The following is a 13,598-nucleotide window of genomic DNA, read 5'->3' on the forward strand; positions in this document are numbered from 1 at the left end:
AGTGGGGAATCTGATAAAATTTGAATGGAAAAAACTCTTCCAATGGAGATTTCTTTTTATTTTTCTACCACTGATTTTTATTTTAAATGGAATATTAGTTTTAGAACAGATTACAGGTGACTTTGAAAAAAAAGAAACTTTCCAGGAAGATAGTTGGACAGAAAATAGAAGTGAAAATAAAAATGAGTCTTATGAAGCATTTCTCTTAAGCATTGAATTGCAAGCAGAAGATATGCAGAATACTGCTATTTTTAATACAAGTTACTTCAATAGAAAAAACTTGGAAAAAACTAAAAACGCATATAGTCGGCTTCACGGAATTGAGTTGGAACCTGATTATCCGACAGGATTACGTTATGTGACGGATTATCGTATGACAGATTGTCTTCTTCTCTTTTCTGTTTTAGCACTGTTGATTCAGCTTATGCTACAGGAAAGAGCAGAAGGGCTATTGCATTTGCTTAAGCCTACTCTAAATGGAAAGGGCAGACTGATTTTTGCTAAGTATGTGACATTTGTTTTAGGAGCACTGATTCTTACTATTTTGTTTTACGGTACAAATTATTTTCTAGCTGCGGTAATAAATTCACTAGGGAATGGAGATGCGGCAATTCAATCTTTAGAGGGATATTTTGCAAGTCCTTTTGCAATCAATATCCGGACATATTTTTGGTTGTTCCTTTTGTGTAAATGGCTTGCTGTTACTGCAACCAACAGTGTATTTTTCCTTTTTTGTATTTATTGCCGTAATCATGTTTATGCTATATTGTGCAGTATTTTAACCCTTAGTGTAGAACTGTTGCTTTGGCTAACCGTAAAAGACTATGCATGGCTCAGTCCTGTTAAGCATTTTAATTTAGCGGCCATTTTAGATACTTCACATTTTTTTAATGATTATACGAATTTTAACTTTTTAGGAATACCGGTTTCTGCTGTAATGGCGGGACTGGTTACAAGTATTTTGTCAATTATAATTTCTTTGACTTGGTCAATAAAACTGTTTATATCAGAAGCTTCTTCAGAAGCAAAAAAGAGTAGATGGTTGAAAAAATTTCAAATGAAAGCATGTGGAACTAGAGTTTCTGTAAATTTGTTTAGCATGGAATGTAAAAAAATGTTATTTATGCAGAAGGGGTTGTTTCTTCTCTTAGCGCTACTCGTTATACAGGCATTATTTTATTATGAAAATCATTTTTTCTCTGACCAAGAAGAAGCCTACTACCAAAGATATTCGCAGGTTCTAGCAGGAGAATTATCAAAGGAGAAAGCTGATTGGATAGAACGGGAGGAAGAATATTTCAGGAGTTTAGATGAAGAACTTGAAAAGCAATATCAGCGATATCAGCAAGGTCTAATTAGTGCTACTGTATTGGACTATTACATTAAGAAGTTGACACCCAGACAGGCGGAACAAATTGGGTTTGATAGAGCGAAAACTCAGTACCAATATGTGGAAGAACAGAGGAAAAATGGATTAAATGTGGCCTATCTGTATGATACCGGATGGAATAAATTGTTAGGTTCGGAAGGAAGGCGAGAAGAACTCCTCGACTTTGCAAAGCTTTTTTTGATAATGATTTTGGCATTGTCATCTCTTGGAACTATAGAAAAAACGTCTTCTGTAGAACTCTTGATTTTACCGTCTGCAAAGGGAATTAAAGGCAGCAATCGCATAAAAACCATTTTGTGTACAATGTATTCTCTTGTTGCTGCAGCAATTACTTTTGTATGGAGACCGATGCAGATTTTAAATTACTATGAAATGTCTGGAAGCCAGTACAGTGTGCAAAGTTTGCTTCTTTTCTCTCAAATAAAATGGCAGATGTCGTTGGGAGTTTATGTAACTTTCATCTATTTGTTAAAAGGTGTGATAGCTATTTTGGTCGGGCAGTTCCTGTTTTACTTATCTAGGAAATGCACACATGACAGTACCGTATTGTTTTTAAGCAGTCTGCTTCTTGTAGTGCCTGTTGTAGCAGTGTGGTTTTATTTGGGATTATGACGTTGACTTATTTAAAGAGAGAGATAATTGGAAGATTAAATCAGTAGAATCTGCATAGATTGAAAACCCAGATGATAAAAACCAAGTTATATTGAGTTCTATGAACTTTTGAATTCGGGGCGCAAGAAAGCTGGAGTATGTGGTGCATGGCGACCTATATGATAAAGCTGATATAGAAGTTGAATTCAAAAAAGTAAGTGGAGGAGAAGCTAAAACAATTCATATTACACCGGGAGAGGAGCTTTTGCTAGAGAGCTTAGGATTCTTGGAATTGCAACAAGTGTTGGAGCTATAGAGAGAAAACTTCGTTTGAATGATGTAATATATTCCAGATAAGGAGGAATTTAAAATGCAATGTCCATTTTGTAAAAATACAATGACATCAGGAAAGCTTATGGGACTCCGCAGGCTTGCATGGAGTGAGCAGGGGAAAAGACGATGGGCATTGTACGAAAAAGAAGGGGAAGTAACCCTTGCCACGGGAATAGATGTTGCCAAAATAGAAGCATTTAGATGTAAACAGTGCAGAAAAGTCATCATTGATGTAGATTCTGAAAGATGACAAAGTTATTCTTAATAAAACAAGATAAAAAGGTAATAGAGGGCGGGCTAAGTTTGATCTACGCTCTCTATATTTATATAACATAGAAGCAAATGAACCTTTTGGTTATTTCAAGAGATTGGTTTTATTCTAAAGTTATATAAAATGACGGGTAAATATATAAAATATAACTTGACATTTCTATGATGTGTACGTATACTTATAGTGACAATTATCTGAATAATCTATATTTATTAGTTGGAAGTAATAAACTCAAAATAATTCCAGATTATTTTGTTTCGTCCACTTAAGGCAGGAAAGGAGAACCAAAATGAAGAAACTTATTAGTATATTCTTCGCATTGACAGTAATTTGTGGAATGAACATAGCTGCGTTCGGAGAGACGGATATGGAGAAAGTATCAGAAGAAAAGATAATTGCAGAGGTTGATCTTACATACTGTCAAACACTGCCGGAAAGTTTTAAGGTGCAAAGAGAAAATGGGGAAACTGTCCATATAAATATAAATCCTGACGTATTAAACGATGTCGATGGAAAAATGGTAAAAGAAATTATCGAAGGAAATCATCTTGAAGATGGTAGTGCAATCAATATTGATAATATCGGTTATGGGGGACAGCAAGAAGAAATGGAGCAGCTTTCTACAGACTCTGAAGCATGTTCTAATGCAGATAAAGTACAGCAGTCTCGCATCAGCCGCATTTTTTTCTTATGCTTGCGCAATTGCTTTCTGATGATATGGGGTAATAGTTTGTGGATATAATCCTGTGATGATATCTAACAGGTCAGGTATAATGGAAAATATTTATCGAAACTGAAATTGGTGGATTGAATAGGTCTTTAAATAACCGCTCAAAGATGAAATCTTGTTTATGGGTTTGATATGTGAAATCACGACTTTGATGGGACTGATAATCATATGGTTCAATTGTGGGGGTAAAATTGCCGATGAGGATAAGAGCAAAGTTTATGTCAGACAGTTCATCATAACCGTATTGCTGGTATTTTTGATTTATTATTTAAATGAATGGGGCATAATCGGGGATTTAGCCATGAGACTGGAAGGATAAACATGTTTGTGTCAGGTTATATAATTGAGGAAATAACTTGTAAAAGAGAAAAGAAACTGAATTGCCATGGGAAGTAAAGCAATTTAAAAAATGACAGATTCGCGGAGATAAAATCAATAAAAAGTATCAGAAAGGCAGATAGGATGAAGAAGAAAGTTAAATTGGCGTTATGCACACTATTGACAGTCAGTTTGTTTTTTACCTTTGGCTGTAAAAGCTCTTCCACAACCGATGAACAGGCTGCCAGTGAGGAACTGAACGTGGCCCATCGCCTGATAGAAGAAAAGTTTAAAACATCTCCGGATAATTTTGCGATAATGGCATATGAGATTAATTCGGCGGAGGAATTCCGTCTTATTGAGATGAAGGATGACATGTATATGATTCGCGGAGGCTTTCAATGCAGCTATGGCTGGTCGAAGGAAAAGTCAGTTTTAGAGATGGAAGTGGAGGCTGATTATACGCTGAAACAAAGCGCAGAAGGAGATTGGAGTATCGAAAGTATTACGCCGGTCAAAATTGAAAGCGATGCGGAAAAGAAAGGCAAAGGCTGGATTACTTCCATTGATGCAAGCAGCCTAGTTCCTTTTATTTCCATAAAAGAAGCGGAAGACGAGAAGATGCAGATTCCAGATATTGCGCAGAACTTATTAGGGAAGTTGATGGTAGAATTCTCAAATTACGAAAGGGAAAAAGCAACGTTTCTTTTAGCAGCGGCATCCAGTTCAGCGTCAAATCTGGAACAAATTAAAGTGCCGGAAGGGCGAAGCGATGTCAAGGTTTGCTGGAAAATCGAAGAGGGTATTAGCGGGTCGTATTTAGGTTATATCGAAGGCTTGGGTTACATGTCTCCCATGCTGCAGACAGACTTTGGGAGCCAGGATATGACATTAAACCAGAAACCTCTTTATTTGGTAAAGAAGCAGGATGGATATTATTTAGAGACTTCCTTTGTATTTGAGAGGGGTATAAAAGGGGAAATTTATTAAGATATAAAACAATATATTACAAAGAAATATAGAGATATAGAGTTGACGAGGTATTACGGATAAAGGAGAAATAAAAATATGGAGGTGTTAGTATGAAATATGTAATTATTCCGGTTTCATTTTTGTTAGGCTTTTTCGGAATGTGGATAGATGTGGCATTATTCAGAGGAGAAGCAAATTTCTTTGGAATTGTTTGCTTTTTATTACCTTCGGTTTTTTGTTTGGGAATGCTTTATGATGAAACTTTTAACAAAGATTAAGATGTTATATATCAATTAAGCATACAGATTATGTAAATTTAAAGTCAGGAGACTTATACGAAATATGTGATTATTCCTAGTTCTATTTTCCTAAGTTTTTTTGCGTTGTGGATAAGTGGAAGCATTACATTTGCTTTTATGTGTTTTTTGTTTCCATCAATTTTCTGCTTGGGAATGCTTTATGATAACGGGTTTAATTAAGGGTAAAAATATTTTGTATAAATTTTATGTAGTTCAATGTTGTTATCCATTACACATAAAAACTGTAAATAACTCCCAAATTTTGACCACTTATTTCTTTTCTGTTGCAATGGAATATGATTTCTCTTAAAATAAGTAATTAACTCATTATAGTATTTTAGCGAAAGGAGAGAGCCATGTTTTTTAGAGATTTGAGGAACACTTGCAGGGATTTTCTACTTGTTCTTTTGGGGATTACGCTGCTTATAACCTTGTTGGACGTATTTAACGTAGGGGCAGCAGCAGGTTCTCTTCTAGCGCTTATTTTTTCAGTGCGGTATTTGAATACGATGCTGAATAAATCTGTTTTTTGTGAAGACGGCAGCGTGCTGGAGCTGCATGTATCGCTGACGCAGCTGATTTGCAGTAAGACGGCGCTGTTGCTTTGCTATAACACGGTGTTCATATTGGTATTTTTCGTATGCCAGTATCTGAAAAAGGACTACCTGACCCTTAGCTTCAATTTACCGCTTTATGTGGATTTTGACGGCAATCTGCAGGTCGGGGGTTCTCTGTTTTGGGCAGTTCTTTCTAAAATAATTGGCGGGACTGTTATGTGTTTGAGCTTTTTTCCGTTGATGGCGATTTGCTGTAAGAAAATGAAGAACGCAGAAACTGCTTGCAGGGTAGCGTGGTCTATTTTCTGGCTGCTGAATATTTTTATTGAGCCGTTTCTCCTCACCCCGCTGCTGGAAATGGGCATTTGGTCTGTTTTTAAGTTCGTCGGTGCGGAAAGATTGACTAGTCTCCTGCTGGGTGCAGCGTATATTGCAATCGTTGCAGTTGTGCTAAAGAAGCAGAAAAAGTTATAATAACTGTGGCTTTGGAGTCCTCTGAAAAAAGTTTTCGGTAGTTGCATTAAGTGCTGAAAATATGCTATAGTAAATAAAAAGGAGTGATTTTATGTATACGGTAGAATTCATAAAAGAAAAAACTATACCTGTTGCCGAGTCTTACGGCATTAAGAGCATGAGTTTATTTGGCTCCTACGCAAGAGGGGAAGCGGACGATGATAGCGATGTAGATTTGCTTATAGATAAAGGGGATTTACAAGGATTAATCCAATATTTTTCATTTGTGCATGAGTTGGAAGACACCTTGAATTGTCATGTTGATGTAGTTACGACAGGTATTAAGGATAAGGATTTTTTAAATAGAATTATGGGAGAGGAGATTTTGCTATATGAAAAGAGATCCAATAGATGATGTCATAACTATTCGTAAAATGCTTAGTTATTGTAAGGATATTGAAGCATTAATGGATAAATATGAGAGAAATTTTGAGTTATATCAAACTGACATTTCATATCAATATTCTTGTAATATGTGCATTATCCAAATTGGAGAACTTGTTTCACGCTTAAGTGAAGATTTTTTAGAGCATCATGCAGAGATTCCTTGGTATGCAATCAAGGCAATGCGTAATCTTCACGCACATGACTATGACAATATTAACTTTGAAATTGTTTGGGAAACATTAATAAAAGATATCCCTGAACTTGGAGACGCTTTACAAAAAATCATTATTTAAAAAGATTTGCACAAGAGCGATAGCGTTTGGAGTTTGTTAAAATCAGCAATTTGTTTGTAAAATAGCAAACATTTTGGCGAATCAACAAACTTTGCCGGTCTTAGTGGAGCCGCTCAGTAACAGAACTTCCGAGGGGCAGCGCAACTGTAAACTTACTGCCTCGCCCGAAATCGCTTTCGGCACTGACGCTGCCGCCGTGGGTTTCAGCAATCCATTTTACCATAGAAAGACCCAGTCCAAAACTGCCGTCGTCTGCAGTTCTGGCTTTATCGACTTTATAAAACCTGTTGAAAATATTTGGCAGGTCTTCTTTTTTGATTCCGATTCCATTGTCTTCCACTGTAATTACGATGTTGTCGCTGCGGCGCAAGGTCAGCTTTACATAGGAATCCACTTGTTCTCTGCGATATTTGATGCTGTTGGTAATCAGGTTCATAATCATGCGCATGAGTAGCGTCTCATCGGCATAAATAGAAATTTCCGGAGCAATGTCACACTGCAGGGTAGTTCCTTTTTCTTCTGCCATCAGAGAAAGCTCGCTGACAATGCTTTCGCAAAGAATAGACAGGTCAAAGGTTTCCTGTTCGATAGCGTCTGCGCGATTAATCGTGCGGGAAATCTGCAAAAGCTGCTGAATCAGCGACATGGTGCGCTTACACTGCTTCTGAATCGTTTCGAGGGATTCTTGGTATTCCGCTGCACTGCGATTTTGCTGCAAGGTGTATTCACACTCCGTCAAAATAACGGAAATCGGTGTTTTCAGTTCATGAGAAACGTCGGAAGAAAATTCTTTCTCAGCCAGAAAGGCGTTTTCCAGCCGCTCCATCATGTCGTTTAAAGTCTGTGATAAATCGTAAAGCTCGTCTTTTACCTCGCCCTGCGGAAGCCGTTTGGACAGATCCTGTCCAGTGCCGATGGTGTTTGCGGCGGCGGTAATTTTCGCAACAGGAACAAAGGCGCGATTGGTAATTCTGCGCCCTGCTAAAATAGCTGCAAGAAGCAGCAGCGGAAGTGCAACCAAAGTGACATAAATAATTGTACGCAAAGTTTGCAGGGTGCCGTCCATGGCATAAATGCCTCTGACCCAAATGCCCTGTCCATTTTCGAAAGTATTATATAAATCATAAATCAGCCAGATATCCTCGCCGGAATCAAATTCCTGATAATCACCGTTTTGCAGTGGCATATAGGAAGGAAAATCCCGCGGCGTGGAACCCTTTATTAGAGTGCCGCCTTCACTGTAAATGAGCAGAGTAACGCCTTTGGTGTAAGCGTCAAAATCGTTGTCGACCTGAATAATATTGTCTTTGCATTCGATGTCATCAAAGGAGTTTTGTACAGCGCCCATAAGGGTGTCCTTGGAAACCAGTGTCACCTGCCTGCTGGCGGTGAGAAGAAATACACCTGTCAGGAGCAACGTAATGAGAATCAGGACGAGAGAGTAGTACAGCGTAACCCGTTTTTTGATGGAACTGTTTTTCATCCTTATCATTTATGTTTCGTCCTTTATTACATAGCCAAGACCGCGAACGGTCTGAATCAACTTCACCTCAAAGTCAGCGTCAATCTTGTTTCGCAAAGTGCGAATGTACACATCGATGATGTTGCTGCTGCCCTCGTAGTCGTAGTTCCAGATGTGGTTCATCATTTTGTCTCTGGAAAGGACAATGCCTTTGTTGTGCATGAGATATTCTAAAATGGCGTATTCTTTTGCAGTGAGGGGAATTTCTTTTCCTTCACGCAGCGCAACCTTTCTGTCTGTATCCAGGGTCAGAGGACCTGCGGAAATCTGACTGTCTACCCTTTCGATTCCGCTTCTGCGTATCATGACACGAATTCTTGCGGAAAGCTCTTCCAGCGAAAAAGGTTTAGTCAGGTAATCGTCTGCGCCACTGTCAAGACCTTTTACTTTATCTTCAATGGTATTTTTTGCAGTGAGCAAAAGCACCGGCGTTTTTACCTTTTGGCTTCGCATGGTTTTTAGTACTGAAATGCCATCAAGTCCGGGCAGCATGATGTCCAAAATGACTGCGTCGTATTCGGTTCCTGCCATATAGTCGAAAGCGTCTTTTCCGTCATGGCAAAAATCCACCGCATAACCCTCTGCCTTCAGGTGTTTGGCGACCGTCTGGCAAAGTCTTTTCTCATCTTCTACAATAAGTAATTTCATAATAGTTTTCTCCAAATCAGTTACACTAGAATTACACTTTTATTATATTTTATCTGTGAAAAAATACAAGTTTTTTTCAAGAATCCATAAAAGAACCAAGAAATCTTGAATTCGTGAAATAAAGGAGATGAGGACATGAAAAGGAAGCTATATAACAAGATTTTAGAGTGGAAAGAAACTGATAAAGGACAGACTGCTTTGCTAATTGATGGCGCACGCCGCGTTGGCAAAAGTTACATTGCAGAGGCATTTGCTAAGGCAGAATACAAAAGCTATATTTTGATTGACTTTAACCGCGCCAGCAAAGAGATTAAATATCTTGTCGCAGACAGTCGTTATGATTATATTGAAACAGGCTCCTTGATGACAATTAAGAAAAATGTGCAGGATATTTTAATACCTTCTGAAGAACGCCATATGAAAATGTTTCCTTTTGATTTTGAAGAATTTTTATGGGCGTTGGGGAATGAAACGATAATGGATTATATAAGAAATCGTTTTAATGAGAAGAAACCTGTGGGTCAGGCATTTCATCGGAAGGCAATGGATTACTTCAGGCAGTATCTTATTGTTGGTGGAATGCCTCAGGCGGTAGCAGCTTATGTGGAAGGACGCGATTTCGACAGAGTTGATCGAATAAAGCGCGATATATTGGAGCTATATCGTGCCGACATTATGAAGCATGCGGCGGGCTATGAAATGAAAGTTGCACAAATTTTTGATGATATTCCTGCACAGCTGCAAAAACATGATAAGAAATTTAAATTATCCTCCTTAAAAAAAGAAGCTCGCTATCGGGAGTATGAGGATGCTTTGTTCTGGCTAAATGACGCAATGATTGTAAACATATGCTATAATTCCACGGAACCCAATATTGGTCTGCGTCTGAATATGGATCGCCTGCGTCTGAAATGTTATATGGCAGATACAGGGCTTCTAATCAGCCATGCTTTTGATGAAAACGGCATAGTAAGTGAGGAAATTTATAAGAAACTTTTATTTGATAAACTGGAAGTAAACAAAGGCATGATTGTAGAAAACATCGTAGCGCAGATGCTTGCGGCAAGCGGGCATAAGCTTTATTTTTACACAAATTCTTCCAGAGAAGATGCGGCATCTCGTATGAAAATTGATTTTCTGATTGCAAAAAGCAAAATTAGCACAAGACATAATATTTCACCAATAGAGGTGAAATCAGGTAAAAATTATACTTTGGTTTCTTTACAGAAATTCAAGAATAAATATAAAGAATAGCTGCATGTGGCTTATGTATTACATGGAGGAGATTTAAAGGAAGAAAATGGGATTTTATTCTTACCGCTGTATATGACACCGCTTTTATAAATTTTTCCCAAACTCGAAAAAATTTCATTTTCCTTTCATTTTTCGGGTGTATTCTATCCACATAATCGGGAGAATAAACCTAAGGGAAAAATTCTTATGGAGGTATAGTATGGATAAATTTGTGAACAAAAAAACCGGCATTGCAGCAGCAATTGTTGCTGTAGTCGTGATTGCCGCTATCGTTGTATCGACATCTTTTACACAGGCGCTGACCTTAGATGAAGCGAAGGAAATTGCCAAAGGCTACGTGCCGGAAACAGCAACTTTTGTGACCAGCGAGGAGGAACAGAACAAATACGAGGTTATGTTCCGCGATGACAGCAACAGCGAAAGCTTTGAGGTAGAAGTCAGCAAGAACACGAAAAAAGTGAAAAAGGTGGAAAGTCAGCTGGATGACGACATGGGTAGCGAGAAGGTAGAGCTGAAGGAAGCCGATGTGGAAAAGATTATTAAAGAAAAATTTGCCGGCGTTACCAGCGTCAGTGTAACCTTAAAGAAAGACAATGGACTGTATGAATATCAGGCGGATTTTAAGTCTAATGACTTTTATGGTGATGCTGAAGTGCATCCGGTGACGGGCGTTATTTTGGAAAGTACTGTAAAATACGGCACAGCAGTGACCATTCCTACTGATGACAAAGACGATAGTCAGAGCGGAGAGTTCCTTTCCTACGGCGAAGTTGAAAAGGCTGTGTTGCAAGCTGCTGGCGGTGGTTTTATCAAGGATATTGACCTAGACAAAAAGAACGGAACCTATTATTACGAGGTTGAGCTGGTAAAGGACGGTATCGAATACGACTATATCGTGGACGCTAAGACCGGAAAAGTTACCTTAGAGAATGAGCATGACGCTTACCTTAACTACGATGACAAAGATGATTGGAGTGATGATACGAATAACGGAAGCACCAATAACGGAAATGGTGGAAACAATAATCAAAACTCCAGCAATGGAAATTCTCAGGGAAGCAGTACTTCCGGCGGAAATGAAAGTGGAAAAATTTCTTTCGAAAAAGCGAAAGCTATCGTTCTTGCAAAGATTCCGGGTGCAACCATCACAGAACTGAAGCTGGAAAGGGACGATGGAATCTATATCTATGAAGGCGAAGCAGTTTTGGGTAATTATGAGTATGAATTTGAAATTAACGCTTCCTCAGGGGTGATTATTGACTGGGATAAGGAACGCATTGATGATGATGACGATTGGGATGATGATTGGGATGACGATGATGACTGGGACGATGATGACTGGGATGACTAAAACAGAATAAAGATGAGTAAGTGTGGTCTGCCAAAGAAATTATATGGCAGACCGTATTTTTTTCTTTTTCTTGACAAAATCTTGACTTTTCTTTGGTAAAATTAAAGAAAAGAGTAGGAAAGGAAGAGAGCAATGACAGCCATGACACGAAAGCTTTTAGTGGTAGATGATGAAAGAAGCCTGACAGAGCTTCTTGCGAATCATTTTCGGGAAAAGGGATATCTGGTTTACACGGCGCTAAACGGGGACGAGGCGCTTGCACAGCTTTCTGTAAAACCGGATTTAATTCTACTTGATATTAACATGCCAGGCATCGACGGACTGGAGTTCTGTAAACAGGTCAGAGGTCTGGTATGTTGTCCGATTTTGTTTCTGACCGCACGAATTACAGAGCAGGACAAGGTCAATGGGCTTTCTATTGGTGGGGATGATTATATTACAAAGCCATTTAGTTTGGCAGAACTAACGGCACGGGTGGAGGCACATTTGCGCAGGGATGCCAGAGGAACAAAGAAAATTTCTCTTTTGACGTCACAAAACCTGATGGTAGACTTGACAGGGCAGAAAGCAACCTATATGGGGAAAGAAATTCCTCTTTCTAAAAGGGAATTCTTAATTATAGGATTTTTGCTTGAAAATGCTGGACAAATTTTTGACAGGGAAAGAATTTATGAGGAAGTATGGGGATTTGCAGCAGAGGGTGACAGCGCAGTGGTAAAGGAACACATTCGCAAAATCAGGGCTAAGCTTGTGAAAGCGACAGGGAAAGAGTATATAGAAACCATTTGGGGAATGGGTTACAGGTGGAATAAATGAGGAAAGAAAAATCTTTGAAGCATACCTTTATCAGTACCATGCTGATAGCAGTTGCAGTTATTGCCAGTCTGTCCGTTGTAACAATATGGGGTTGTGGTAGGCTGCAGAAGGCCATTTTGCCGGACGCTAACGCAGCCTATCTTCATATATTGACTGTCGATGAAAGCGGGAATCAGAAAGAACAGAAACTACGGTTGGAATTTGGTGAAAAAGTGAAAGCGCCAACCTTAGAGGAACAGCTTGACGCGATTTTGGTTCAAATCGGAAGAGAAGTGACTACTTATTCCATCGAGAAAATTGAACGAAGTTATGACTCTTTGTCACCGAAAAGGAAAGTAGCGTATTCTGGGCTCTCCACCTGCAAGGTATTGTTGCCCGCGCTGTATTCTATTGCCGGAACGCTGATTTCCGCCCTTTGGTTTTATCGGAAGAAGCTAGATCCGCCTATTAAGATTTTGACAGAAGCGACAGAAAATATCGCAGAGGAGAATTTGGATTTTGAGGTGTACTATGAAAGCCGAGATGAGATGGGCAGGCTCTGTGATTCCTTTGAAGCCATGCGGAAAGCTATGTATGAAAACAACAGGGTTTTGTGGCACATGCTGGAGGAACGGAGAGTGCTGCAGGCGTCTCTTGCCCACGATTTGCGAAACCCGATTGCAATTATCGAAGGGTATACGGAATATTTGCAGGAGAAAGCCCAGACCGGCAGTCTATCTTCTGAGAAGCTTGGACATACGCTTGCGAATCTTTCCGCCGCCGCAAAGAGGCTCAGCCGCTATACCGAATCAATCTGTGATATTCAGCGTCTTGAGGATTTGGAAATACAAAAAAGACCCTGTAGACTTCCGGATTTACTTTCTGACATGACGGAGGATTTTGCCAATATGGTGGAGCAAAAATGGCTTTCTGTAGAAACTGAGATTTCCATAGAACCATGCTCTATCATGGTGGATAGCCAGATTCTTTACCGTATTTTAGAAAACATTGTTACCAACGCATTGCGATTCGCGAAAGAAAAAATCTGGATTCATGCGGCGTTTTACGATGAAATGCTGCGGATTTCTGTCTCTGACGATGGGCCTGGGTTCTCACCGGAGGTGTTGAAAGTGAAAAATCGATATAATCTGGCGGTAAATCAGGAGGGCGCTCACATGGGAATGGGACTGATTATTTGCCGAATTCTCTGCGAAAAGCACGGCGGCGCGCTGAAGATTTCTAATCGTCCGGAAGGCGGGGGACAGGTTGAAATAACAATTCTCGCGAAAAAAGAATAAAAAGAAGGAAAACCTTGACGGAATTTTGACTTTTTCTTATTAAAATCTCCTCAGAAGATGAAAATATGAGGAGGTT

15 protein-coding genes are annotated in these 13,598 nt (G+C 39.2%); 13 read left to right on the plus strand and 2 right to left on the minus strand.

Annotation, left to right across the window (positions count from 1 at the left end; translation table 11 throughout):
- Position 1 precedes the first annotated feature (1 nt).
- The 9 genes from V1225_RS02635 (at position 2) to V1225_RS02675 (ending at position 6,654) form a co-directional block, all read left to right on the plus strand.
- Positions 2–2,002, plus strand: coding sequence for a hypothetical protein (locus V1225_RS02635; RefSeq protein ID WP_338547525.1), 2,001 nt, complete (start codon positions 2–4; stop codon positions 2,000–2,002).
- Between the two features lie 349 nt (positions 2,003–2,351).
- Positions 2,352–2,564 carry a PF20097 family protein gene (locus V1225_RS02640; protein ID WP_160201027.1) on the plus strand — a complete coding sequence of 71 codons (213 nt, stop codon included), beginning with the start codon at positions 2,352–2,354 and terminating at the stop codon, positions 2,562–2,564.
- 310 nt (positions 2,565–2,874) lie between these two features.
- Positions 2,875–3,327, plus strand: a complete 453-nt coding sequence (locus V1225_RS02645) for a hypothetical protein (protein WP_251614073.1) — start codon at positions 2,875–2,877, stop codon at positions 3,325–3,327.
- 109 nt (positions 3,328–3,436) lie between these two features.
- Complete coding sequence (locus V1225_RS02650; RefSeq protein ID WP_251614075.1) at positions 3,437–3,634, plus strand: hypothetical protein; 198 nt, start codon at positions 3,437–3,439, stop codon at positions 3,632–3,634.
- Between the two features lie 143 nt (positions 3,635–3,777).
- A complete protein-coding gene (locus V1225_RS02655; RefSeq protein WP_251614077.1) occupies positions 3,778–4,623 on the plus strand; it encodes a hypothetical protein in 846 nt (281 codons plus the stop codon).
- 92 nt (positions 4,624–4,715) lie between these two features.
- Positions 4,716–4,883, plus strand: coding sequence for a hypothetical protein (locus V1225_RS02660; protein WP_160201031.1), 168 nt, complete (start codon positions 4,716–4,718; stop codon positions 4,881–4,883).
- 377 nt (positions 4,884–5,260) lie between these two features.
- Positions 5,261–5,935 (plus strand): hypothetical protein, encoded by a 675-nt coding sequence (locus V1225_RS02665; protein WP_160201032.1) that lies wholly within the window; start codon positions 5,261–5,263, stop codon positions 5,933–5,935.
- A 91-nt stretch (positions 5,936–6,026) separates the two neighbouring features.
- On the plus strand, positions 6,027–6,329 hold the full coding sequence (locus V1225_RS02670; protein WP_160201033.1) for a nucleotidyltransferase domain-containing protein: 303 nt from the start codon (positions 6,027–6,029) through the stop codon (positions 6,327–6,329).
- Positions 6,307–6,654: a HepT-like ribonuclease domain-containing protein gene (locus tag V1225_RS02675; RefSeq protein ID WP_251630695.1), complete on the plus strand. Its 348-nt coding sequence runs from the start codon at positions 6,307–6,309 to the stop codon at positions 6,652–6,654. The genes V1225_RS02670 and V1225_RS02675 overlap by 23 nt, the downstream gene beginning before the upstream one ends.
- A gap of 100 nt (positions 6,655–6,754) precedes the next feature.
- Here V1225_RS02675 and V1225_RS02680 read toward each other — a convergent pair whose 3' ends face one another.
- The gene (locus V1225_RS02680; protein ID WP_338547526.1) at positions 6,755–8,146 is read right to left on the minus strand and encodes a HAMP domain-containing sensor histidine kinase; all 1,392 of its coding nucleotides are present in this window, start codon (positions 8,144–8,146) and stop codon (positions 6,755–6,757) included.
- Entirely contained in the window at positions 8,147–8,824 is a 678-nt protein-coding gene (locus V1225_RS02685; protein ID WP_160201036.1) for a response regulator transcription factor, read from the minus strand. It abuts the gene before it with no gap.
- Between the two features lie 279 nt (positions 8,825–9,103).
- Here V1225_RS02685 and V1225_RS02690 point away from each other — a divergent pair, with 279 nt between their 5' ends.
- The 4 genes from V1225_RS02690 (at position 9,104) to V1225_RS02705 (ending at position 13,522) form a co-directional block, all read left to right on the plus strand.
- Positions 9,104–10,078, plus strand: a complete 975-nt coding sequence (locus V1225_RS02690; protein ID WP_338547527.1) for a DUF4143 domain-containing protein — start codon at positions 9,104–9,106, stop codon at positions 10,076–10,078.
- A 199-nt stretch (positions 10,079–10,277) separates the two neighbouring features.
- On the plus strand, positions 10,278–11,429 hold the full coding sequence (locus V1225_RS02695; protein ID WP_251614093.1) for a PepSY domain-containing protein: 1,152 nt from the start codon (positions 10,278–10,280) through the stop codon (positions 11,427–11,429).
- A 132-nt stretch (positions 11,430–11,561) separates the two neighbouring features.
- The gene (locus V1225_RS02700; protein WP_330588324.1) at positions 11,562–12,245 is read left to right on the plus strand and encodes a response regulator transcription factor; all 684 of its coding nucleotides are present in this window, start codon (positions 11,562–11,564) and stop codon (positions 12,243–12,245) included.
- Positions 12,242–13,522 carry a HAMP domain-containing sensor histidine kinase gene (locus tag V1225_RS02705; protein ID WP_160201039.1) on the plus strand — a complete coding sequence of 427 codons (1,281 nt, stop codon included), beginning with the start codon at positions 12,242–12,244 and terminating at the stop codon, positions 13,520–13,522. The genes V1225_RS02700 and V1225_RS02705 overlap by 4 nt, the downstream gene beginning before the upstream one ends.
- The last annotated feature ends 76 nt before the right edge of the window (positions 13,523–13,598 follow it).

This window comes from Emergencia sp. JLR.KK010 (genome assembly GCF_037018265.1).
Lineage (GTDB): Bacteria > Bacillota > Clostridia > Peptostreptococcales > Anaerovoracaceae > Senimuribacter > Senimuribacter intestinalis.

Excerpts from the sequence above, each read along its gene's own strand:
- V1225_RS02695 (WP_251614093.1), top strand. The coding sequence starts at position 10,278 with ATGGATAAATTTGTGAACAAAAAAACCGGCATTGCAGCAGCAATTGTT.
- V1225_RS02705 (WP_160201039.1), top strand. The coding sequence starts at position 12,242 with ATGAGGAAAGAAAAATCTTTGAAGCATACCTTTATCAGTACCATGCTG.
- V1225_RS02640 (WP_160201027.1), top strand. The coding sequence starts at position 2,352 with ATGCAATGTCCATTTTGTAAAAATACAATGACATCAGGAAAGCTTATG.
- V1225_RS02680 (WP_338547526.1), bottom strand. The coding sequence starts at position 8,146 with ATGATAAGGATGAAAAACAGTTCCATCAAAAAACGGGTTACGCTGTAC.
- V1225_RS02660 (WP_160201031.1), top strand. The coding sequence starts at position 4,716 with ATGAAATATGTAATTATTCCGGTTTCATTTTTGTTAGGCTTTTTCGGA.
- V1225_RS02650 (WP_251614075.1), top strand. The coding sequence starts at position 3,437 with ATGGGTTTGATATGTGAAATCACGACTTTGATGGGACTGATAATCATA.
- V1225_RS02665 (WP_160201032.1), top strand. The coding sequence starts at position 5,261 with ATGTTTTTTAGAGATTTGAGGAACACTTGCAGGGATTTTCTACTTGTT.
- V1225_RS02670 (WP_160201033.1), top strand. The coding sequence starts at position 6,027 with ATGTATACGGTAGAATTCATAAAAGAAAAAACTATACCTGTTGCCGAG.
- V1225_RS02655 (WP_251614077.1), top strand. The coding sequence starts at position 3,778 with ATGAAGAAGAAAGTTAAATTGGCGTTATGCACACTATTGACAGTCAGT.
- V1225_RS02675 (WP_251630695.1), top strand. The coding sequence starts at position 6,307 with ATGAAAAGAGATCCAATAGATGATGTCATAACTATTCGTAAAATGCTT.
- V1225_RS02685 (WP_160201036.1), bottom strand. The coding sequence starts at position 8,824 with ATGAAATTACTTATTGTAGAAGATGAGAAAAGACTTTGCCAGACGGTC.
- V1225_RS02700 (WP_330588324.1), top strand. The coding sequence starts at position 11,562 with ATGACAGCCATGACACGAAAGCTTTTAGTGGTAGATGATGAAAGAAGC.
- V1225_RS02645 (WP_251614073.1), top strand. The coding sequence starts at position 2,875 with ATGAAGAAACTTATTAGTATATTCTTCGCATTGACAGTAATTTGTGGA.